The 22,501-nt window shown below is 50.1% G+C and carries 21 protein-coding genes and 1 tRNA gene; 7 read left to right on the top strand and 15 right to left on the bottom strand.

What is annotated here, in order from left to right; genetic code table 11:
* Positions 1 to 96 precede the first annotated feature (96 nt).
* The 6 genes from pepT to HMPREF1250_RS00770 all read right to left on the bottom strand — a co-directional run bounded on the left by pepT (position 97) and on the right by HMPREF1250_RS00770 (position 9,607).
* Complete coding sequence (pepT, locus tag HMPREF1250_RS00795) at positions 97 to 1,359, bottom strand: peptidase T (RefSeq protein WP_023052674.1); 1,263 nt, start codon at positions 1,357 to 1,359, stop codon at positions 97 to 99.
* A 22-nt stretch (positions 1,360 to 1,381) separates the two neighbouring features.
* Entirely contained in the window at positions 1,382 to 2,947 is a 1,566-nt protein-coding gene (locus HMPREF1250_RS00790) for an AbgT family transporter (RefSeq protein WP_023052654.1), read from the bottom strand.
* 408 nt (positions 2,948 to 3,355) lie between these two features.
* Positions 3,356 to 4,762, bottom strand: a complete 1,407-nt coding sequence (gene lpdA, locus HMPREF1250_RS00785; RefSeq protein WP_023052684.1) for a dihydrolipoyl dehydrogenase — start codon at positions 4,760 to 4,762, stop codon at positions 3,356 to 3,358.
* A gap of 26 nt (positions 4,763 to 4,788) precedes the next feature.
* The gene (locus HMPREF1250_RS00780; RefSeq protein ID WP_023052685.1) at positions 4,789 to 5,988 is read right to left on the bottom strand and encodes a dihydrolipoamide acetyltransferase family protein; all 1,200 of its coding nucleotides are present in this window, start codon (positions 5,986 to 5,988) and stop codon (positions 4,789 to 4,791) included.
* 1,417 nt (positions 5,989 to 7,405) lie between these two features.
* Complete coding sequence (locus HMPREF1250_RS00775; protein ID WP_036242208.1) at positions 7,406 to 8,581, bottom strand: multidrug effflux MFS transporter; 1,176 nt, start codon at positions 8,579 to 8,581, stop codon at positions 7,406 to 7,408.
* A 186-nt stretch (positions 8,582 to 8,767) separates the two neighbouring features.
* On the bottom strand, positions 8,768 to 9,607 hold the full coding sequence (locus HMPREF1250_RS00770; RefSeq protein WP_023052617.1) for an aldo/keto reductase: 840 nt from the start codon (positions 9,605 to 9,607) through the stop codon (positions 8,768 to 8,770).
* 35 nt (positions 9,608 to 9,642) lie between these two features.
* Here HMPREF1250_RS00770 and HMPREF1250_RS00765 point away from each other — a divergent pair, with 35 nt between their 5' ends.
* The 3 genes from HMPREF1250_RS00765 to HMPREF1250_RS10800 all read left to right on the top strand — a co-directional run bounded on the left by HMPREF1250_RS00765 (position 9,643) and on the right by HMPREF1250_RS10800 (position 12,755).
* Positions 9,643 to 10,368 carry a LysR family transcriptional regulator gene (locus HMPREF1250_RS00765; RefSeq protein ID WP_023052593.1) on the top strand — a complete coding sequence of 242 codons (726 nt, stop codon included), beginning with the start codon at positions 9,643 to 9,645 and terminating at the stop codon, positions 10,366 to 10,368.
* A 234-nt stretch (positions 10,369 to 10,602) separates the two neighbouring features.
* Positions 10,603 to 10,758 carry a hypothetical protein gene (locus HMPREF1250_RS11485; protein ID WP_155914474.1) on the top strand — a complete coding sequence of 52 codons (156 nt, stop codon included), beginning with the start codon at positions 10,603 to 10,605 and terminating at the stop codon, positions 10,756 to 10,758.
* 131 nt (positions 10,759 to 10,889) lie between these two features.
* Positions 10,890 to 12,755 carry an alpha/beta hydrolase-fold protein gene (locus HMPREF1250_RS10800; RefSeq protein ID WP_023052618.1) on the top strand — a complete coding sequence of 622 codons (1,866 nt, stop codon included), beginning with the start codon at positions 10,890 to 10,892 and terminating at the stop codon, positions 12,753 to 12,755.
* Positions 12,756 to 13,029: 274 nt separating this feature from the next.
* Here the strand turns inward: HMPREF1250_RS10800 and HMPREF1250_RS00755 are convergent.
* Positions 13,030 to 13,106 (bottom strand) — tRNA-Arg (locus HMPREF1250_RS00755).
* Positions 13,107 to 13,224: 118 nt separating this feature from the next.
* On the opposite strand from HMPREF1250_RS00755, the gene murQ reads away from it, so the two are divergent.
* From murQ to HMPREF1250_RS00740, 4 genes are read left to right on the top strand one after another with little or no spacing between them, the layout of a single operon-like run.
* Positions 13,225 to 14,133 carry an N-acetylmuramic acid 6-phosphate etherase gene (gene murQ / locus HMPREF1250_RS00750; protein WP_023052601.1) on the top strand — a complete coding sequence of 303 codons (909 nt, stop codon included), beginning with the start codon at positions 13,225 to 13,227 and terminating at the stop codon, positions 14,131 to 14,133.
* Complete coding sequence (locus tag HMPREF1250_RS00745) at positions 14,123 to 15,418, top strand: PTS transporter subunit EIIC (RefSeq protein ID WP_023052589.1); 1,296 nt, start codon at positions 14,123 to 14,125, stop codon at positions 15,416 to 15,418. Before murQ ends, HMPREF1250_RS00745 begins: the two co-directional genes overlap by 11 nt.
* The gene (locus tag HMPREF1250_RS11935; RefSeq protein WP_231391256.1) at positions 15,310 to 15,534 is read left to right on the top strand and encodes a hypothetical protein; all 225 of its coding nucleotides are present in this window, start codon (positions 15,310 to 15,312) and stop codon (positions 15,532 to 15,534) included. Before HMPREF1250_RS00745 ends, HMPREF1250_RS11935 begins: the two co-directional genes overlap by 109 nt.
* Positions 15,535 to 15,536: 2 nt before the next feature.
* Positions 15,537 to 16,643 carry a MupG family TIM beta-alpha barrel fold protein gene (locus tag HMPREF1250_RS00740; protein WP_023052677.1) on the top strand — a complete coding sequence of 369 codons (1,107 nt, stop codon included), beginning with the start codon at positions 15,537 to 15,539 and terminating at the stop codon, positions 16,641 to 16,643.
* A 14-nt stretch (positions 16,644 to 16,657) separates the two neighbouring features.
* Here HMPREF1250_RS00740 and HMPREF1250_RS00735 read toward each other — a convergent pair whose 3' ends face one another.
* The 8 genes from HMPREF1250_RS00735 to HMPREF1250_RS00705 all read right to left on the bottom strand — a co-directional run bounded on the left by HMPREF1250_RS00735 (position 16,658) and on the right by HMPREF1250_RS00705 (position 22,491).
* Positions 16,658 to 16,867 (bottom strand): DUF6485 family protein, encoded by a 210-nt coding sequence (locus HMPREF1250_RS00735; protein ID WP_023052599.1) that lies wholly within the window; start codon positions 16,865 to 16,867, stop codon positions 16,658 to 16,660.
* A 135-nt stretch (positions 16,868 to 17,002) separates the two neighbouring features.
* Positions 17,003 to 17,320, bottom strand: a complete 318-nt coding sequence (locus HMPREF1250_RS00730; protein ID WP_023052627.1) for a pyridoxamine 5'-phosphate oxidase family protein — start codon at positions 17,318 to 17,320, stop codon at positions 17,003 to 17,005.
* A 246-nt stretch (positions 17,321 to 17,566) separates the two neighbouring features.
* Positions 17,567 to 18,406 carry a DMT family transporter gene (locus HMPREF1250_RS00725; RefSeq protein ID WP_196806831.1) on the bottom strand — a complete coding sequence of 280 codons (840 nt, stop codon included), beginning with the start codon at positions 18,404 to 18,406 and terminating at the stop codon, positions 17,567 to 17,569.
* A complete protein-coding gene (locus HMPREF1250_RS11685) occupies positions 18,345 to 18,641 on the bottom strand; it encodes a hypothetical protein (RefSeq protein ID WP_159459047.1) in 297 nt (98 codons plus the stop codon). The genes HMPREF1250_RS00725 and HMPREF1250_RS11685 overlap by 62 nt, the downstream gene beginning before the upstream one ends.
* Positions 18,642 to 18,676: 35 nt before the next feature.
* Entirely contained in the window at positions 18,677 to 19,039 is a 363-nt protein-coding gene (locus HMPREF1250_RS00720) for a P-II family nitrogen regulator (protein WP_231391257.1), read from the bottom strand.
* A 41-nt stretch (positions 19,040 to 19,080) separates the two neighbouring features.
* A complete protein-coding gene (locus HMPREF1250_RS00715; RefSeq protein ID WP_081696465.1) occupies positions 19,081 to 20,346 on the bottom strand; it encodes an ammonium transporter in 1,266 nt (421 codons plus the stop codon).
* A gap of 315 nt (positions 20,347 to 20,661) precedes the next feature.
* The gene (locus tag HMPREF1250_RS00710; RefSeq protein WP_023052647.1) at positions 20,662 to 21,831 is read right to left on the bottom strand and encodes a glycoside hydrolase family 3 N-terminal domain-containing protein; all 1,170 of its coding nucleotides are present in this window, start codon (positions 21,829 to 21,831) and stop codon (positions 20,662 to 20,664) included.
* 21 nt (positions 21,832 to 21,852) lie between these two features.
* Positions 21,853 to 22,491, bottom strand: a complete 639-nt coding sequence (locus tag HMPREF1250_RS00705; protein ID WP_023052624.1) for a zinc ribbon domain-containing protein — start codon at positions 22,489 to 22,491, stop codon at positions 21,853 to 21,855.
* Positions 22,492 to 22,501: the final 10 nt, after the last annotated feature.

The raw sequence follows: 22,501 nt of genomic DNA, 5'->3' as shown, positions 1-22,501 counted from the left end.
TCGGTAAGGCAGATGGCGGAAAGGAAAAACAGGACCCGGCAGCCGCTGCCGACGCCAGGCCCTGTAAACCTGTTTCGCCCATCGCCCCGATACCGTTTACGCTCCTTGATAAATCAATTCAATTAATTTCATCGTCATATCGTATGATTTCTTCAGACTTTGAACGGGCAGGAATTCGTATTTGGAATGGAAGTTCAACGCACCGGTAAAGTAATTCGGCGTCAAAATCCCCTTGGTAGAAATGAAGGAGCCGTCCGTACCGCCTCGCATGGCAATTGTCTTAGGCGTAATATGCAATTCCTTCATTGCCGCATAAATGTAGTCTATCGCCTTATGGTTTTCATCAGTAACGGCATCGGCAATATTCCCATACGTATCGCTTATTACGCATTCCACGGTTGCACGCGGTTCTCGTGATCGCAACGTTTCTACATGCCGTAAAATCCGCTCCTTCTTTTCTTCGTATTTGTCCTTATGATGATCTCTGATATTCAGATGAACTACCGCTTTGGATTGATTGGACTCTATCTGTTGACACCATATATACCCTTCTTTCCCTTCCGTGCACTCCGGCGTCTCCCTTCTGTCAAACATATTGACAAAATCACACGCCAATAATGTCGGGTTGACCAATACGCCTTTTGCACTCATCGGATGAGCCGAAACGCCGTAAATCGTCACTTCCGCCGAACCGGCATTAAACGTTTCATATACCACTTCTCCCACTTCGCAGGAGTCTATCGTATACGCGAAATCGACAGGGAATTTTTCATAGTCCATATTCTTGGAGCCGAAAAGTCCGCACTCTTCATCGGGGACAAATGCAACATATATATCGCCATGATATATCGTCCGATCGGCGGACAACGTTTCCAAAGCCGTCATAATATTGGCGATGGCCGCTTTATTATCTGCGCCGAGAACGCTCGTCCCATCGGAAGTAATGATATCCTGACCGACGTACGGCAGCAGTTCCGGATGTTCTTCCACCTTCATGACGATGTGGGCGTCCTGATTCAGGACAATGTCCTTTCCATCGTATGTTTCCGTTAGCTTAGGCCGTACCAGCGGGGAAAGATCGACATCTACCGTATCTACGTGCGCACAAAACCCGACAGCCGGAATGACGGCCGCGCTGCCGTCCGGCACATTGGCCGGCAATTTCCCAGTCAAAACGCCATACGGGCTGATTTCCAAATCAACAACACCCAACGACGCGCATTCATCGCGCAAGGTCTTCACCATATCCCATTGCGACGCCGTGCTGGGCACTTTGCTCCCACCATTGAACTTACTTTGAGAGGGAATTTGCACATATTTCCAAAAACGATTCCGTAACCTGTTTTCTATCGAATTCATCTGTTTCTCTCCTATCCAATCCTTAGAACATGCTGCGCGGATAACTATAATCGGCTTGGAATCCGAGAGGAATGCCTAAGCCCCAGAACAAATACAACATGATGGTTAAGACGATCAACAGCGCGACCGTATAGGGCAGCATCAGACTGCTCAACGTCCCGACGCCGGTGTTCTTGCAAAATTTCTGGCAATAAATAATGATCAGCGGATAAAAGGCAAACATCGGCGTGCAAACGTTGACAGCCGAATCACTGACACGAAACGCGCATTGCGTCAATTCGGGCGCAATACCGACAGACATCAGCATAGGCACGAAGATGGGCGCCAAAATAGCCCACTTTGCCGAAGCCGAGGTAATAATCAAGTTCAGGAACGCAACAAATACAATGACGCCAAAAACCGTAACTTGCGGCGGCAAGGCCAAGGATTTCAAAAACTCCGCTCCCGATACGGCCAACAAGGCTCCCAAGTTAGAAGCGCCGAAGGCATACATGAATTGAGCCGCAAAAAAATAAAAGACGATAAGCTGAATCAAGGTCTTGGTTATTTCTTCCATGGAGTGCGTAAAATCCTGGGAGCTTCTGAACTTACCGCTAATCACGCCATACACGATACCGGTAACGGCAAAAAGCAAGAATATGATCGCAACGATAGACTGCATAACAGGCGCTTTAAAACTGGCTATATTGCCGGCAGGATCCCGCAGAATGGAATTCTCCGGCAGCAAAGCGACTGCCAGACCCACCAACATAGCGATCAGAACGAAGCTGGCCACATAAAAAGCTTTATTTTCTCTTGGCGTGATTACCGTCAATTCTTCGCTCGAAAGATCCATATCTTCATTAAGCGGACACGCTTTCCGGCACCAAGGTTCCGTTATCTTTTCCGTAACCCACCAACAGGAAAGGATGACGGCAAACGTAGATCCGAAAGCAAAAAAGTAATTGCATAACACATTAACTTCATAAGCCGGATCAATAATCTGAGCCGCCAATTGAGTAAATCCCTGTATAACGGGATCAATAGCCGAAGGCGTATAGTTTGCCGCAAACGCGCCGGCAATACCGGCAAAGGACGCCGCCACACCTGCCAGCGGGTGTTTTCCGGACGCGTAAAACAAATATGCCGCAATAGGGATAATAATCATGTACCCGCTATCCGGCGCGATATGACTCAACATGCCTACGACGATGACAATGGGCGTCAGCAAAAATTTAGGCGTAACAGATAAAATCTTTTTGAGTCCCGTATTAATGAACCCGGATCCGTCGGCAATGCCGATCCCTAAGGTCGCGACAATGACCATGCCCAGCGGCGGGAAAGACACGTAGTTTTGAACCATTTTCGTCATTAACGTGACCAAGGCGGTTCCGCTTAACATATTATTAATTTCAATAACTTTACCGTTCGCCGGATTTACATAGGAAAACGTGACCTGCGATAACGCTGCCGAAATAATACACGTAATAAAAAAGGCGGCAATAAACAGCATCGTTATATCGGGAATTTTATTTCCTATCCGCTCGATCCAACCTAAAAAACCACCAACTTCCGCCGTCTTCACACTTGTCGAATTACTGTCCGTCATTCTTCATCATCCTTTCATGGAAACAGAGTGTCTTTCATGTACTGCTAAATATAATAAATGCCCATTTTTGCACAGGCCTTTTATATTGCCCTTGCATTTGTGAAAACAAGGTCCCGGCACACGCGTATCGTCCCTCCATCTTCGTAAAGCCGCCTGCTCACCGCAAAGGCTTAGCCAACCAGAAAACCCGCCGACAGCAGGACGCTGCCGCGAAAACGGCGAAATGAAGAGTTTGCCTTTCAACTATAACGCAAACATATGTCCATTGTCAACGGATTTTGCAGCTGGGACGTGCGTTTTTGAAAAGACGGTCTTATCCTGAGGATATAAAACGCATCACGATTGCCTCTTAAGACGAAAAAAAATACGGACAGCTCTCCTTGAGAACTGTCCGTATTTTTTTCTCCGTCATTTCTTCGGCGGCATGTGAATCGTTCTGTTCAATACATCCAACGCGGCTTCCCGCACTGCTTCCGTCACCGTCGGATGTGAATGAATGGTGGAAATCAATTCGTCTACCGTCGCTTCCAGACGAATCGCCAGCGCACCTTCGCTGATCAGATCCGTTGCCCGCGGACCGATGATCTGCATTCCCAGGATCTTCTTGTACTTCGGCGTCGTCAATATCTTGACCAACCCTTCGCCGCCGTTCAGGATCATCGCCTTGCCGTTGCCCATGATCGGGAACGTGCCGACAAGATATTCAATTCCCTGCGCCTTTGCATCCTTTTCCGTCAAACCGACAACGGCCGCTTCCGGCGCAACGTATACACAAGTCGGATTCGTCGTTTCGTTATAGTAAACGCGATGGCCGCAAGCCGTTTCCGCCGCCACCTCTCCCATGGCCGACGCCGTATGCGCGAGCCGCACTTTATCGAAAACACAGTCCCCGATAGCGTACACATTGAAAATGTTCGTTTCCATACTGTCCGTCACGATAATTTGGCCCCGTATATGCTTGATCCCGCAAGCGTCCAGATCAAGATCGGCCGTATTGGCCTTGCGCCCGGTCGCCACCAAAATCTTATCCGCTTGCAGCGTCAGTTCCGTACCGTCGGCGCGTTTACAACAAACGCGATTTCCTTCAATGGACTGTACGGGAGAGGCAACATGAAAGCGAACGCCTATTTTCTCCATATTCTTGACGGCGATATCCGTAATATCCGAATCCAGCATCGGCAAAACCTGTTCCGCCGCTTCGACAACGTCGACTTGCGTTCCGAATGCGGCGTAGGCACAGGCGATCTCCATCCCGATAACGCCGCCGCCGATAACAATCATGGACGACGGCAGCTCTGTCAGTGCCAAGGCGCCGGTCGAATCGAGACAATACGGCGACTCCTTCAACCCCGGGATAGGCGGCACATCATTTATCGACCCCGTTGCGATAATAAACGCGTCGCCCTTCATCCGCTCCGTCGTGCCGTCAACTTTTTTCAGGACCAATTTGCCGGGACCGGTGAAGGCTGCCGCCCCTTCGACGATATCAATGCCATAGCTTGCCAGTAGGGAACGAATACTGTCTCCCATCTTTTTGGCAATATCATTTTTATGGTTCATGACCTGTCCAAAATCGACGGACAGATTATCCGCTTTAATGCCGACGGCAGGTCCTTCCTTGCGCATCGCTTCCAGCAATTCGGCGCTGTGGAGCAGGCATTTCGTCGAAATGCAACCGATATTCACACAGGTCCCGCCAATACGCTCCCGTTCGATCAGGGTAACAGCCGAACCCATTTGCGCCGCGCGGATCGCCGCCACATAACCGCCAGGCCCGCCGCCGATAACAACAATTCGTCTTTTCGTATCACTCATGTCAACACCTCCAATTCCCGCCGTTCCTACGCTAAGAGAAGCCATGGATTTTCCAGCAATTCAGCGATCCGATCCAAGAACTTCGCCGCCATCATACCGTCAATAACGCGGGGATCCGCCGTCAGGGAAAGGTTCATCAACGGCTTGAAAATGATTTCTCCGCCAACGCTTCTGACTGGCGTATCCACAATGGCACAGACCCCGAGAATAGCCAATTCCGGCTGATTGATAATCGGACTGAACGAAGTAATGCCGTACGCGCCTAAATTCGTAATGGTAAAGGTGCCGCCGCTGATATCGTCGACACCGATCTGCTCATTGCGCACGGCGGCAACGAGCCGTGCCGCCTCGTTGGCAAGGTCCGTCAGTGTCCGCTGTTCACAATTCTTAACATTGGGAATAATCAGACCATCATCTTTGGCTACGGCCAATCCCATATTGATGTAACGATGCCGGGTCAGCATATTGTCTTCGAAGCTGGCGTTCACATCGGGAAAATCCTGCAAGGCCTTCGTCACGACATACATCAGTATATGATTGTACTGGATCCGGACGGCGCCCTGCATACTCTCGTTCAACTTGCGACGCATCTCCTTGATTGCCGTCACATCGACGCTGTGATTATATGTAATAACCGGCGAAGTCTGCCATGAGGCCACCATGTTTTCGGCAATCGTCTGCCGCCGCGGCGCAACCTTCGTCTTATCTTCCGTCACCTTTTTCGCCGCTTTTACCGTATCTTCCGTCGCCTTCGCCATGGCCGCCTCCTTGACGTCCGCCTCCATGACACGCCGTCCGTGATAAAGGACATCGACATCGACATGCAGGTCCTTCGCCAACTTGGCTGCCATGGGCGACACTTTGCCGGGAATCGCTTCAATGCCCTGATATTCCACCTGATCCGAGACCACGTCCGACGCCGCCACAGCGCCGTCATTCAACAAAATGCCGCTGCGCTGCAACAGCGCCCCGATATCTTCGCCTTTTTCTCCGATAACGGCAAGCGGCGCCGAGGTTGCTGCCACTTCGCCGTCAGAAACAAGGATTTTCAGCAAATACCCTGCTTCATCATCTCTCGCCTGAATAGTATTGGTCGCTCCCGCCGATTCGACAACGACCAGCTCTTCGCCGGCACGCACCATATCGCCTTCGCCCTTGAGCCATGCGCCGATCTTTCCCTGTGTCACCGTCAGCCCCAACTGGGGCATCACTACGATTTTAGCCATGTCTTGTCCTCCCCTCATCGGTATAAAAACGCCTGTTTATCCTCAGTGCCTGACCGGCAGATAACGGTCCGGCCAATTACGAAACGACGGCAGAAATAAGCAGTCCACAAGAAGGGCGGCTTCGCATCAACCTGTTGTACCGGACTGCCTCAATCAGAACCGGTTAATCATCCCGAATCATTCCATCGGCACAGCGCTGTCTTTTTTTAAGTTTTCCTCGTTTTTTTATTGTAATTAAAATGAAATTTCAAACTTTTTTATCTATACATTGTATTTTACTCCATCTCCTTACGTTTTCATAGTATCTTCTTAACAAAAAAAGATATTGGATTATAACAATACATATGGTACACCGGTTAGTAAAGAAAGAGCTCTTCCTTTATGTTATGCTTTAAACGCTAATAAAAAACAATCACAAAAGAGACTGCCTCATGAACAGCTTAACACAAAACATCCGTTTTCGTCTATCGATTCTTGCTTACGCTGTGACTCGGGCCGCCCGCAAGTGATCCCGTGCCATTTTTTCATTCCCTATTCATACCATTTAGACTGATAACGGAACGAAGTCTACGAAATGATCCACCAAAGCACTGTAATAGCCTGCGTTCTTTTTACCTTAATGTGTGACATTATGTTTAACAAACCTACACTTCTTAATAAAAAATCATAACAGTCAGTAGTACTAGAGAGCTCGGGCCCTATAAGAGCCTACCTCTTGTAGTAGCACTCTAAAGAACGTACTAAATAAACATCTAGCAATCACACGGTTACTACTGGCAGCGCTTCCTCTCAAGGGCCCTTTCTTTGCCTATTTTTACTACCCACAAACGGATTCATATATTCCTTAATAACTCCTTCTTATTTTCCACCGTATCCACGTAATAGCCTCGACACCAAAATCGTTAATTCCTATATTTGTACTTTAAGTCCGCAAGATGGTCAAAAATCAGCAGATAACTTTTACTCTAAATACCTATGAATTAGGATACACTAAGATGTAGTGGAATCGTTATTAAGATATGAATATAATCCATGTAGTCTTTCCCTTCAATTAACTAGCTTGCCTTCGATTGCAAAGTAATCTCAATGTTTTTCCTATATCTTCTTTAATTTGTCCATAGCTGACTTGTATGCAATACTTAGCACAAATATAATGTAATACTTGCATTGCCATTTGCCAGTGATTGACGAACCTTTTATATTTTATCATGGGCGTTTTCTTTTTACTTTAATGAATCCTACTTACCACAAATAAACCGGAAGGTATCATACCTATTCGACGCCAAGAAAAAGGCGACAGCGAGACTTGCCGTCACGCAATCGCCCTCACGGTTCCCATAGAGTACTGACCGTCCTCTTCTTTTTTTACCGGCAACCCCGACGTATCCGTATTGACAAGCGTCTGCTACGCCGATTGTCACGTCTTCAGTACACGGACGGTAGATGGCTGCCTTCCTTGCGGCATCCATGCCAATATCGTGCAGCAGAAGATACCGGCAACGATTACCGTAAGCATTGGCCAAGGCGTATGATTATTAATCAGACCGAGAAAAAACGTTGAAACAATGCCGCTGCCGTATTGCAGCGATCCGATCAGCGCCGCTGCGGTTCCGGCCTTATCGCCGACATGGTCCAACGCCGCCGCCGTTGAACAAGCGGCAATGATCCCGTTCATGGAAAACATCAGGATAATCGCCCCGACAACACCGTAAACGCCTAACAGTGTTGTTTTCACGAAAAAGACCAGTAACACAACAGCCAGCGACGCTATGCCCGTAGAATATTTCAACAAAACATCCAGCGTATACAGGCGTAAGAGGTGGCGATTGAAAAAACTGACGACCATAACGCCGATAACATTTAAGCCGAACAGCAATCCGTAATATACCTCAGATATGCCATAATATGTAATGTACATGAACGGCGTACCTGCTATTACCGCGTAGGCGGCCATGTAGAACATCGCTATGCATAAGGTGTATTTCATAAACGTAAAATCTTTTATCAATATGCCGTATATGTTAAAAACATGGCGCATAGATGTACTTTGCCGCCTGTTTTCGGGCAAGGTTTCAGGAAGGACATGAATCATCAAGCCAATCGCCGCGCCAATACAAGCAACGGCATAAAAAATCATTTGCCATGAGAACGTGACGACAATGATGCCGCCCAGCAAAGGTCCGGCAATCGGCGCAACGGCCATGATCATCGTCACTAACGACAGTTTATCGGCCGCTTCCTTTGCTGTACAGACATCTCTGATCATCGCCCGCGATAACATGGGACCGACACAGGCGCCTGTCGCTTGAAATACACGCCAGCATACAAGCTCGGGCATGGATGTGGACATTGCGCAGCCGACAGTTCCTAAAACAAAAATAACGGAACCTGCGATTAAAGGCTTAATTCTCCCAATCTTATCACTGATAGGCCCCCAAACCAGCTGCGCTATCATAAATCCCAGCAAATATCCTGTAATCGTAAACTCCGAGCCGGCCCCCAGCTCTCCGGCCATCACCGGTAAAGCCGGCAGATAGACATCTGTCGCGAGAGAATTGACTGCCATAAAAGCGCTTAGGACGATTAAAAACATAACTTCCGCTGTTTTAGACGTGAATTTTTCCATATAAATCTAAATCATCATCCTTTCTGAGAACCAAAGGACCTTTCTCCTTTCAGGCGATAAAAATACTCTCTTTATTCATATTTCCGCCAAAGGCGGTCTTAAACAAAGAGAGTATCGCTTACGCCTGAAAAGATTTTCTATCTTAGCGCGCCGTTAAACTCGCGACATGAACCACTCTACCGTTTCCGGATCTGCGTGGCTAAAGAAAAGGCTTTGAGCCCGATCCAAGGCACCAATGGCCGCCATATCGCCGTCAGACAAGGTGAAATCAAAGACGTTGAAATTCTCTTCCATCCTGTCCTTATGAACGGATTTGGGAATAACGACAACATCCCGTTGCAATAAAAACCGAAGCGCCACCTGAGCAACCGTCTTGTGATATCGTTGACCAATGTCCTGTAACGCCGGATTGGTGAAGAAATCATTTCTCCCTTCTGCAAAGGGCCCCCATGATTCGATCTGACATTGATATTTTTTCAAATATCGTCGCGCCACTTTTTGCTGCTGAAAAACATGGGTTTCTATTTGATTGACGGCCGGTTTTATTTGCGCGAAATGCTGCATGTCAATAAATCTGTCCGGCGCGAAATTAGATACGCCGATCGCTCGGACCTGTCCTTTTTTTACGGCTTCTTCCATCGCTCTGTAGGTTCCGTAATAATCGCCAAAGGGCTGGTGAATGAGCAACAAATCGATATACGGACTTTGTAATTTCTCGAGTGACTCCTGAATGGAATTGCTGGCTTTTTCATACCCTGCATTCGTAATCCAAACCTTGGTCGTAATAAAAAACTCTTCCCGAGGTAACCCCGATGCGGCCAACGCCCGTCCCACACCGGATTCGTTCTGATAAGCCTGCGCCGTATCGATACTGCGATAGCCTATACGGATGGCATCTGCTACGGCCCTTTGCGTTTCTTCAGCCGGCGTTTGATATACCCCATACCCTAACTTCGGCATTTTAATTCCGTTATTCAGCGTTACATATTCCATGGTAAATTCCTCCTCTGAAAGCAACCCTTCGTTTCATGCTTGTATTTTACGAAGAGAGTTTCGGCGTCCCCTTATTTACCCGCAGCGTCAATAAGATCGCGCTGAATGAAACCGGCAAAAAAGCGGTCCGCGCGGCACAGATAATTCTGCGCACAGCAGAAACGGCAATCCAAGATGTACAGCGTTTCGATCAGGCGCAAAAGACAATTTATATTTCCGCTTGTGCCCCGATGCCCTTATGGAATATTCTCCCGCGCCTCTCTGCTATTTATCCGCAAAAAATCATCTCTCATCAGATAAGCCAAGTGGAAGATATCCTTTCGGAAATAAAGAACGGTCAAATCAATTTAGCAATTTTGCCTTTTCCGTTAGAAAACGGTAACTACAAGATGGAACCGTTGCTGACAGAAAAACTGTTTATCTCCGTCAGGCCTGGCCATGAATTGGCCAACCGATCAGAAGTCTCCTTTGAAGAAATAAACGGTTATAATTTTTTGCTGCGCAGTGAAATCGGCTTCTGGGACAGTCTCTGCCGGGAATACATGCCTTCTTCAAAGTTTTTAGTTCAAAATAATCAATTTGAATTCGACGAATTGGTTCGCACCTCCTCTTTACCGCGGTTCATTACCAACTGTTCTGCCGATTTCCGGTCCATAAAAAAAGACAGGATTGCAATCCCTATCTCTAACCCTGAAGCAACCGTTACCTTTTATTTACACCATGTGGACCGGGAGACAGCACTCGAAAAAAATCACGGATAATAGCGGCGCGGAATACCGTTTAACGGTGTCTTCCGTATCAACATCTGCGCTAATAAGACGCGCTCTCTCCTCCCGTTACCGATGGTGAGATCAAAATTAAACCGAATCTTCCGCCTGACTAAGATGGTCATATAGATAAACGGTTCATAAATGTAGTAAAATAAACGTAATCCCTTTACTACTGGGAGGCGATATGCAGCAAAACCGCCAACAGCCTGTGCAAGTACGACGATCGTGCGCCGTGACGACCGGAGCAGGCTTATTGCCGCCGCTATCCTTGTCTTGGGCTACGCCCGCATGGGACAATTGGACACGGCAACCAACCGTCGCACGATGTCGCGAATACCAATACGCCGCAACGGTGAGGACATCGGTGATTTCTTTCGTTAAGGAGATCGCTGCCGGCCGGCGGCCGCAGCATGTAACGAAAACACCGAAGCAGCAACGATACGCGCGGCTGTTTCCATTATCTGTTAGAGCAATGTATGGCCATATGGCAAAATTGCAGAAAAGAGGACTTTATGCGCATAAAAACGAAAACCTATTTATTATTGTGCCTCCTTGGCGCGATGACGACCTGCAGCGTTGCAGCAGAGCCGGTAGTGATGATTCCCAATGTATATGGCGACGGAGAAAAAATTGAAGCTTTAGCCATCCAGTATCCCTTCAGCATTGATCATACTTCCGTTGCGGCAGATGCTTTCCAAGTTGCCGATCATCAAGTGGCCGACGTGTATACCAATGTAGAACCGAAAACAGGAAATAAACACGAAGACGGCAAGTATGTCATCGTCGATTTGGTCACTAAAAATACATTATCCCCCTTAGACAAGCAGGGGCCCAAAAAACCGAAAAAGGCAGAAAATGAGAAAGCGGACGCTCCGCTTCATTCCGACCGGACGGCGCCGGTACTCACGGCTTCCGTAGTACAAGTCAAAAATATCAGAGGTACAGACGGTACAATATATCCCGCCAGTACGGAAGTCATGAAAGCAGAAACGGCGACAAGCTCTATTATTGATAAATTTATCATCAAACATTATACGGATAACGAAACAAAAAGCACGATCAGCTATACTGTATTTTTGCCGGAAAACTATACACCGCAGCAAAAATATCCTTTGGTTTTCTTTATCGCCGATGCGAGCGCCAATATTAACAACGACCGTACGCCTCTATTCCAAGGCAACGGCGCCACCATTTGGGCTACAGCGGAAGAACAACGGAAACATCAGGCGATCGTAGTCGCGCCGCAATACTCCGAAGACCTGGTCAACTCTTTGGGAATGATGACTACAGATGAAAATAAATGGACACCAGGATTGACACTGATTACCAATTTACTGAAAAACATCATTTCCACATATCCTGTCGATAAAGATCGTATTTACGGTACAGGTCAATCCCAGGGCGGCATGGCCAACATTGCCATCAGCGACCGATACCCGGATCTATTTGCAGCTCAGTACCTCGTAGCTTGTCAGTGGAATACAGATGAGATGAACGCCTTGCTGCATAAGAATTTATGGATCCTTGTTTCAGAAGGAGACACCAAAGCGTATCCGAGTATGAACGAAGCTGTTTCCAAGTGGCGGCAGGCAGGCGGAAAGGTGGCGACTTCGCCATATTTGTGGGACAGCACCGCCGATGCCGCCACCTTCGCACAATACGTGGCGGACATGGAAGCCAAAGGGGCAACCATAAATTATTCCGTATTTAAAAACGGCAGCCATACCTATACCTGGTCTGTGGCTTATACCATTGAAGGCATCCGCGATTGGCTGTTCAATCAGACTAAATCGGGAAGACCCGTATCGGCGACCGCGTCCGGCAAATTCGAAGCTAAACGGCAGAGGCAACTGGCGTTAAAAAAAGAGGCCAGACAGTATTTAGAAACGGGAAAGAACTACTTTAACGGTGAAAACGGCGCACCCAAAGATGCCGTTAAGGCTTGGGCCGCCTTTACGAAAGCGGATAAACAAGGCGATAAAAAAGCGGCTCGTTATTTGGGATTATTATCGCTTAGCGACCGGAAAATGAAGGCAAGGACCAAACAAGCGTTTACGTATTTCATGAAAGGCGCCGAAAACGGAGATATTACCAGCATGTACTACCTTGGCCGCTGCTATGAAACCGGCACAGGCACCAAGCAAAATGTTCAGCTGGCATACCATTGGTATAAAGAAGCCGCCAAACGCGAAGATATCATCGCAGCGCCCGCCATGGCGGCGCTAGCAAGTTTATATGAACGTGGACTGGGTGTAGAGCAAAATCTCCAAATAAGTGAAGAGCTATATGAAAAAGCGGCGCGCGCCGGATATAAAGAAGCCGCCGACGGTTTACAACGAGTGCGTGCCAGCCAAAGATCGCAGCGAGAACGGCAATAAAGGCCGTTAAAAAGAACACGCAGACAGGTGCCGTCCGATCGAACCCCTGCTCCACTGTGGTTTCACCCATTAAAACGGCAGCTCACAGGAACGCAAGGCTGTCCAGCAACGCGCAGTTATGCGCTAAAACAACCAGGTAACCAGCGTTTCTGCAGTGGCATTCCTTGCAGGCACAAAAAAACGCCGGCAGAATATTCTGCCAGCATCTCTTTCATTACCAAGCAACGTTTAGCATGTCAATGCTTTTTAAACCGCATGGTCAATGTATTTTCAATGGTGCGCCCAGAGGGAATCGAACCCACGACACATGGTTTAGGAAACCACCGCTCTATCCTACTGAGCTATGGACGCATAAACAATAGTTATATCTTATCATACCATGTATTGAACATGCTGTCACGGAATAAATATCGCCATACTTGAGATATTTACGGTATCATAGAAAAACATAAAGGAGACTCCTTTCATCATGATGGAATTGGAAAAATTGGCTACTGAGAAACGAAATGCTGAGACTGCCGAAATCGACAGTGTCTCCACGCTGGAAATGATCCGTCTCATCCATACGGAAGATCAAAAAGCGACAGCTGCGATCACGCCGCTCTTGCCACAGATAGCTGCCGCCGTCGACGTCATTGCCGAGCGGCTGCGCCGAGGCGGCCGCCTGTTTTACGTTGGCGCTGGCACATCCGGCCGCCTCGGTATTCTTGATGCTGCCGAATGCCCGCCGACATACGGCACGGCGCCGGAATTGGTACAAGGCCTGATCGCCGGCGGTCGGGCGGCCGTGTTCTGCGCGCAAGAAGGGGCGGAAGATGATAGCGACGGCGGCCGTCAGGATCTGGCAGCGTGCACCCTCACCGCCGCCGATGCCGTCGTCGGACTCAGCGCCTCCGGCAGAACACCTTACGTCATCGGCGCCCTGACCTATGCCAAAAACTGCGGCGCTGCCGTCATTTCCGTCGACTGCAGCAGCGATGCTCCTATCAGTCGTTGCAGCGATATCGACATTTGCGCCCTCGTCGGCGCCGAAGTTATTACCGGCTCGACGCGAATGAAGGCCGGTACGGCGCAGAAACTGATTCTCAATATGCTTTCTACAGGAGTCATGGTCCGCCTGGGCAAAGTCTACGGCAATCTCATGGTTGACGTGAAGACGTCGAACAAAAAGCTGGAAGAAAGAGCTTGCCGTATCGTCATGGAAGCGGCGTCCTGTTCCCGCGCGGCGGCGACGGAAGCATTGTCCGCCGCAAACGGTCACGCCAAAACGGCGATCGTCATGATTCTCCTCGGTCTTTCCGCCATCGCCGCAGCAGCGGCCTTGGAACGACACGGCGGGTATATTCGCAACGTACTGGAGGCCGGCTGTGGAACATAAAGAAAGGGCGGAAGCAATTTACCGTATCATCGGCCCGAAAGACAATATTATCGAGCCGTACAACTGTATGACTCGGCTCCGTTTCCGCGTCAAAGAAGAGTCCTTTACAACGAAGGAACTGGAAATGATTGACGGCGTCAAAGGCATCAATAAAAGCGGCGACGAATGGCAGCTCATCTTCGGCCCGGGCACGGCGGCCAAGGTGACGGCTGAATTGAAAGTGCTCTTGGCAGCGATACCGGCAAAAGAGGCGACATTGCCGGCCGCAGATGCCGCGAAAAGTACTCCGTCCGTCGCAGCCCTTGCCGGAAGAGCCGGTTTCGGCGACGGCAAAGAGCTGCACGAAGCCATTCGCCGGAGAAACAGTACGCCCGGCAGAGACGTGCTGAAAAAAATATCTCATATTTTCGTTCCCATTATTCCCGCATTTATCGCCTGCGGCCTGATTACGGGGCTCGTCAACATTTTCGTTAAGGCCGATCCGTCGCTGACGACTTATCCGGCAGTACAGCTCCTGGCCATTGCCGGCAACGCCGCCTTCTGGGGACTGAATCTTTTCGTCGGCGTCCAGGCGGCCGACGAATTCGGCGGCACACCGATCCTCGGCGGAGTCATGGCGGCTGTCATCAGCCATCCCGGCCTCTCGTCCGTCACGCTTTTCGACACCTCCCTGATGCCCGGCCGAGGCGGCATCATCGCCGTCCTGCTCATCGCGTTCTTCGCGGCGACGCTGGAAAAGAGGCTGCACCGCATCGTTCCCGATATGTTCGATCTGTTCCTGACGCCCTTGCTCGTCGTCGTCATTTCGACAGCTGTCGCCATCGGCATTTGTCAGCCCGCCGGCGCCGTTCTCTCCGAAGCGATCGGCACGGCGGCGACGACAGCCATTGACAGCGGCGGCGCCGTGACGGGCTTCGTGCTGGGCGGAACATTTCTGCCCATGGTGATGGTCGGCATCCACCAGGGACTGACTCCGATTCACGCCGAACTGCTCAATCGCTACGGCGTCACGATTCTTCTGCCGGTCCTCGCCATGGCCGGCGCCGGACAGGTCGGAGCCGCCTTCGCCGTCTATGGGAAAACGAAAAACAATACTCTGAAAAAAACGATTCTCTCAGCCCTTCCTGTCGGCTTTATGGGCATTGGCGAGCCTTTATTTACGGAGTCACCTTGCCTTTGGGCAAACCGTTTATCGGCGCCTGCATCGGCGGCGCATTCGGCGGCGCCGTGCAGGCCGCCTACGGAATCGGCGCCGCCGCCATCGGCATTTCGGGCCTGCCGTTAGCTGCCGCTACGACAAACCTGAGCGTCTATGTAGCGGGCTTGTTGACAGCTTACGCCACCGGCTTTGTTGCCACTTGGCTGATCGGCTTCACCGACCCGCCTGAAAGCGAGGTATAGCAATGCGTACAGGACTTTCTCTTTATCCCGGTCTCGATAGTACCGCAACATTGGAAAAAACGCTGTCACTGGCTTGCACGTACGGGATAGACCGACTCTTTCTCTCTCTGCACATACCGGAAGCGGATACAACGAAACTCCGTTGCGATCTGCAAAAAATACTGCGCCGCGCCCGGGAAAACCGGCTGGACGTCATCGCCGACATCAGCCCGGAAACAGCCGCCTTCTTAGGGTTCGACGAAGTAACGCCGCAAGCCCTGCTTGCCTGCGGCATTACGACAGCTCGTCTGGATGCCGGGTTCACACCTGCCCAAACGACGTATTTCAGCAAATGCATGACCGTTCAGCTCAATGCCTCGACGATACGGGAAGACGATCTCCTTGCCCTCCGCGCCGCAGGCGCCGATTTTTCCCATATTGACAGTCTGCACAACTTTTATCCTCGCCCTTTTACCGGCTTATCCCCTGCTTTTACGGCGCAACAAACAGCCTTACTGCATCGTTACGGTATCCACGTCGGCGCTTTTATTGCCGGTATGAACACCAAGCGGGCGCCGCTTTACGAAGGGCTGCCGACAGTGGAAGATCATCGCTCTTGGGAAACGCTCCGCGCCGTACGTCATTTAAGCGCCCTTCAACTGGATACGGTTTTTATCGGTGACTCCGCCCCGACAGCAGAAGAGGTCAACACCTTAGGCAACGTCGCCCCCATGGATGCCGACACCGTCGTCTTGCGCATCCAGATGCACAGCGACGCCCCTCACCTCCGTCGACTCCTTCAGCGCACCTTTACATTGCGTCCCGACAGATCCGCCTACGTTCTGCGCACGGCCGGCAGCCGCGCACTGACCGGCGACATTCCCATTCTGCCGGCAGGACCGCACCGCAGGCGTCAACGCGGCGACATCACGATAGATAATCAAGGCTTCGGCCGTTACATGGGAGAAGTCGAAATCGTCCTGACAGACCTCCCCGTTGAAGAACGGACGAATATTGTCGCTTCCGTCCTGGCCGAAGACTTGCCGCTTCTCGACGCGGCACCGTATAAAAAGAAAATCATCTTCCAATGGCAACAACTAAAAAAACACCGTGATATCATATTCGCCTGATATCACGGTGTTTTTTATTCGCTCTGCTGTACCGCTGCGGCAAAGTCGCTGAAATGGTCGTTTTTTCTTCCTTCACTGCCCGGCACGAGGTTGAAAAAACAATTCGGGATTTCTTTTAACCGCAAGTTCCCGGCAATACACGGCGTACAGCCTTGGTCCTGATTCTGCAGATGATACGGACAGACCGTATTGGTACACGTACAAAACGTTGCCCGATTCGCCATCGTTTCCTCCTTTATGGATTCTTATTAAAAACAGGACACGCTCTGGCAGCGTATCCTGTTATCACACATACTTTAAATTGTCCGTTTGCAAAGCGTCGGCGTGACGATCACGACGCGGGACATCCAGTCAAACCGCTATTTCATCAAATCAAATTCCGGGCCTGCCGTTTTGAATTCCGCCGTACCTTCGAGGTATTCGCCCGTTCCCATACCCATGGCGCCTTGCACTTGTTTGGAAACGACAACTAATTTAACGTGATTATTTTCGTTAATATTTTTTTCCGTTTTACGGAACCCGAAAGCGGGAATCAAGATGCGTTCATCATCTGTAACATGGAGATAATTATTCCACGTATTGACGATGTGGGCATCACCGTTCGCCCAAGATACGAACGATACCGAGCCTTCATGCTTTAACAAGTCGTAAAACAATTCGTCTAAAACTTTTTCCATTTTTCATCCTCCATTCTCATATACCAAGTTAACACAGTCAGCTAACGAAGTGAACATTAACCTGATTGTGATTGATATTACCATCTCTGACATCGCTTAACAAGGGGAATTACAATAAAACAAAAAAAATATTTACCCCTGCGAAAAGACCGCCGGCCAGCATCGTATACGGATACAGAGGGTAGAAAAACAGGCATACCGCGAATGGTCCTCACAAACGCCCTTCGCCGCCACAGACATACGGCGCTACCCGGTCTGCGTCGTCAAATAAACGCCGCCTAAAACGATAACGGCACCAAACACTTCTGAAGGCAAGAGCGCATTGCCTAAAAGCAAACTGATCAAAGCCGTAAAGATGACGACAAAATTGGCAAAAACACCGACTTGCGCCGCCTTTATCGTTTGCAGCGCCCGGTTCCAGAACACAAACGCCAAAGCCGACGGAAAAATAATGATATAGGTCATACCGATAAGGGCATCTCGGGAGAGGGACGACGGCCACGGCGACAATAGCGCCGCCGGCGTCAGCGCAGCGGTAGCCCAAAAAACGGACAGCGCCGTCGCCGTAATCGGCGGAACGGCGCACGCCCTTTTGCCGTAGATCGTATAAAACGCCCAGAGCAGTCCGGACAGCAACATCAAGGCATCCCCGAAATTATAGGAAAAGGACAGTATCTGCCAGACCGCGCCCTTCGTCACAACGGTCAACACGCCGATAAAAGAAATGATGAGGCCTGCAGTTTGACGCCTTGTCAGCCGTTCCTTCAACAGGAGGGCGGAACCGATAAAAATAAAAAGCGGATTCAGCGTATTGATCACGGCAGCATGAAATGATGTCGTATACTCCAACGCCGTATACAGAAAAAAATTATAACCGAAGGAACCGGCCAGGGCCAAAATCAGCAACTGCGGCCACTGCGGCAAAAAAGAGCGCCACGCCGGCTTTTCCAGCCACTGCGCCAGCGGCAGCAGAAGGACGAGGGCAAAAAGCCAGCGCAAATAGGTCAGCTGAAACGGCGTCACTTCAGTAACGACGTATTTCCCCCAGACAAAATTCCCCGCCCAAAACAGAGTCGCCAGGAGCAATAATATATAGGACTGCGTAAATATCTCCTCCTTTATCTGCGCCGCTGTCAACTCGGAGCGGCACGATAAATACCGGTTCATATCTTAATGAAACGGATATTTCCGCATCCATCTTACTGGAAGCGGCGCGCTGTGTCAATCGGCAACTGCCGATACGCAAAATGCTCATCTGCCCGACAATCCCCGTGCCGCACAATGGCGGCCTGCCTGATTGGTATATCAGGCAGGCCGCCATTGCCTCCTTTTGCTCCCCTTTACATACTGTACCGTTTATTCATCAACGACCTCGTCGTCAATAATCGCTCTGGACCCCCGAGTCCCTGTCCGTATCCGCATACAATCGTCGATCGTGTAAACAAATATCTTGCCGTCTCCAACCCTTCCGGTCTGCAGCGTTTGCCGCGCCGTTTCCAAAACGTCTTCGACCAGCACCTCACAGACGACGGTTTCCAGCTTGATCATCGGCAGTAAATTGACGCTGTATTCCTGTCCCCGATACACTTCGGTGTGTCCTTTCTGCAAGCCGCAGCCAAAGACCTGGCTCACTGTCATCCCCTGAACGCCGATGGCATTCAAGGCCCCTTTCAACTCTTCCAATTTTTCAGGCCGTGCAATAATGTCGATTTTAGTCATTTTACTCATAAACTGCCCACCTCCTTCAGCGCATATCGTCGCTACGCATTTGGACCGCTGTGTACGGCATGTGCCAAAGGCGCCGATACAGGACCTGCCGCCTTGAGCAACGGAGCGTTGGCGGCAAAAATAGATTGGTTGTACGCATGTTCTCCATGTTCGCCGATATCCATCCCGGTAATTTCTTCCGTTTCTTCTGCCCGCACGGTTGTAACCAAGGTAACCAGATAAAAAATGACGGCAGAACCGATAACAGCCAGCGCATACGCTACGACAACGGAAATCAATTGTGCAACAAGAGTATCCGCGCTGCCGTAAAACAAGCCGTCGGCGCCGGCGGGATTAACGGCCGTTGAACTCCAAAGGCCTGTCGCGATCGCCCCCCACGTACCGCCAATACCGTGTACGCCGAAGGCATCCAGAGAATCGTCATAACCGGCCTTCGTCTTCAGCACCGCTACGGCCAAATAACAGATAATCCCACCGCAGAGCCCGATAATTACACTCGGCAAGGGCGCGACAAAACCGGCGGCCGGGGTAATGGCGACCAAGCCGGCCACACAACCGGAGGCCGCGCCGAAGACGGTCGGCTTGCCATGATGAAGCCATTCACAAAGGACCCACGATACGGCCGCCACAGCAGCCGACGCCTGCGTCGTAATGAACGCATTGGCAGCCAATTCATTGGCGCCCAGGGCAGATCCGGCATTAAATCCGAACCAGCCGAACCAAAGGATCGACGCCCCCAGGACGACCATCGGCAAATGATGGGGCAACATCGGAACTTTGCCGTAGCCATGCCGTTTACCGAGTAACAAGCAAAGCGTCAGACCGGAAACGCCCGAAAGGATATGAATGACCAGCCCGCCGGCAAAATCCAGCGCTCCCAACTTGGCCAAAAAACCGCCGCCCCATACCCAATGGGCCATGGGATTATAAATGAAGATCGTCCACAACAGCGTAAAAAGCGCATACGCCCCGAATTTAATCCGTTCGGCGAAAGCGCCGGTAATCAAAGCCGGTGTAATCACGGCAAACATACACTGAAAAGAAACGAAAGCCAATTCCGGAATTCCCGCATCGGCGATAAGCCCGTTAATATCATTACCGAAAACCAGCGTATACCCTAACATAATCCATTCTGCTGAAACCATGGCGACGATAAAAAAGCTGTGCATGATTGTGCTTAATACATTTTTACTGCGAACCATGCCGCCATAAAAGAAAGCCAGTCCCGGCGTCATGAAGAAGACCAAGGCCGCACTGATAAGCACCCATGCCGTATTGCCGGTATCGATTATACCCATGTTCATTCCCTCTCTCTGCTTGGAATATAAGAAACGTTCTCTCTTATGACCAAAACGCGGCCTGCAGCTGCCGACGCCGTAATCATACAAAAAATGTCTTGTTGATTACGGCATCACGCCATAATCAACAAGACATCGTCGTCTCCATCTATTTACTTTGAGCTAGTACTAACTTACTATGGAGTATACTATGCTATTTTTCATTCGCCAATCGTTTTATTTAATTAATTTAAGTTCTTTGCAGATCAAATCCTTCTTTTATAATTCCGTACCATGAAATTCAATGTACATTTAACAACACCGAATGACATTCCCTCATTCGACCAGTTTGACCAGCTTCATGCGGACGATGCGTTTAACCGATGCATCAAGTCGCTGCCGGGAAATTTGACCGCTTTTAACGGCTTTCATCATGCCGTTATAGGCCTCTTCCATGTGGGCGTACTCATGACAGACCAAGAGTATATCGGCGCCGGCCGTAAAAGATTGAACGGCCATTTCGGCAAAGGAGTAATGATTGGCAACGGCCCCCATTTCAAGATCATCCGTAATAATGATGCCGTTAAACCGTTCCTCCTTGCGCAAAAGATCGGTAAGAATGCGCGGCGACAAGCTGGCTGGATACTGCGGATCCAAAGCAAGGTATTTGGCATGGGAAACCATGACCATGAAATCACTCGCTGCAAACTGCGGTATCAACGCTTCAAACGGCTTCAAATCCGTCGCCTTCAGCGTGTCGTAATCGGCAGTAATCGTATTCCCTTCGACATGCAGATCCGATTCGGTGCGGCCGATGCCGGGAAAATGCTTCAGCGAAAAAATAAGGCCTTCGCCTTTATAGGCCCAAGCAACGGCTCCGGCAAAATCACTGACCCGCTGCGGATCTGAAGTGCTGAAAGACCGGCCGTTAGCCAGACCGAGATCCGCGTCGGGAGCAAAATTGACGTTGAAGCCGATGTCATTCAATTCCCTTGCTGAACGCTTGGCATAGGCTGCCGCTTCGCTCACGTCACCGCGGCCGAGATCCGCTGCAGCCGGTACCGTCACCAGTTCCCGTTGCAGCCGCGCTACGGCGCCACCTTCTTGATCAACAGCCAGGAAAAGAGGCAATGTCTGTTTTTCTCGTGCCGCTGCCTGCAGTTGCCTGCTGAGTTCTGTTACCTGTGCTTTCGTCTGCATATTGCGATCGAAGAGGATGATGCCGCCGAACTTAAACTCATTCAAGATAAATTTCGAATCGCTATTGAGTTCACCGCCGTGAATACCGACAATAAAAAGCTGGCCAACCTTTTCATCAAGCGGCATGTCCGCTACGATCCGATCGACGCGCTGATCGAGAGTCAGCGACGTATCCGTCACGGACGACCTGGTTTCACCGCCGGCGCCACTGCCGCCGAAAGGCAGCGCACAGCCCGTCAAAGCGGCGGACACAAAAAAGGACAACGTCACCGCTCTGACAATTTTTTTCACTTGAAAAATTTTCACAATATACCTCTTTTGCCGTTTTTATTCGTACGTCGTAGAAATAACCCGACCGTCACTGTCCGCCATGAGCCACAAGTTCCCCTGCCTGACCATGGTAACATTACCACTGATAATCTGTTTCTTAATCCGGCTGCCTTCGCTGTCACGGGCTTCCAATTGATACGCGAAAATGACCCGATCAGGCGCGACTGACGTCGGTTTGGCATCCAAAATCTTACTGGAAAGGGTAGATGCATACCCGTCCTTCCACGCCTCATACGTTCCCAGATCAGACTGTTTCTGCGATGTCATCAGCGCGTAAGCTTGTATAAAATCATGATTGGTTATCGCTTCATGATACGTTGACAACGACTTGCGCGCTTCATCGGCAATGACTACGTTCGGATCGACAGGCGGCGGTGCCGGCGCCGCTTCTTCCTTCTGCATTCCCCAGCGTGAATCAACGCTATACGTATAAACACCGTATGCGCCGCCGATAAGCAGAACGGCAATGATTCCGGCAACAGCCAACAGCTTCCATTTCTTTCCTGCTGATTCAATCGCCACCGCAGCATCTGCAGGGGCCGCAACAGCGCCGGACGCTCTCGCTAAAGCCGCACCGCACTTTGCACAAAACTTGGCTTCTTCTTTATTTTTTGTGCCACAATTTGGACAAAACATGATCGTATCT

Origin of the sequence: Megasphaera vaginalis (ex Srinivasan et al. 2021), from assembly GCF_000478965.1 — a bacterium.
Taxonomy (GTDB): domain Bacteria; phylum Bacillota; class Negativicutes; order Veillonellales; family Megasphaeraceae; genus Megasphaera; species Megasphaera vaginalis.
The sequence above is the reverse complement of the archived record's forward strand: the minus strand, read 5'-3'. Positions and strand labels throughout refer to the sequence as shown.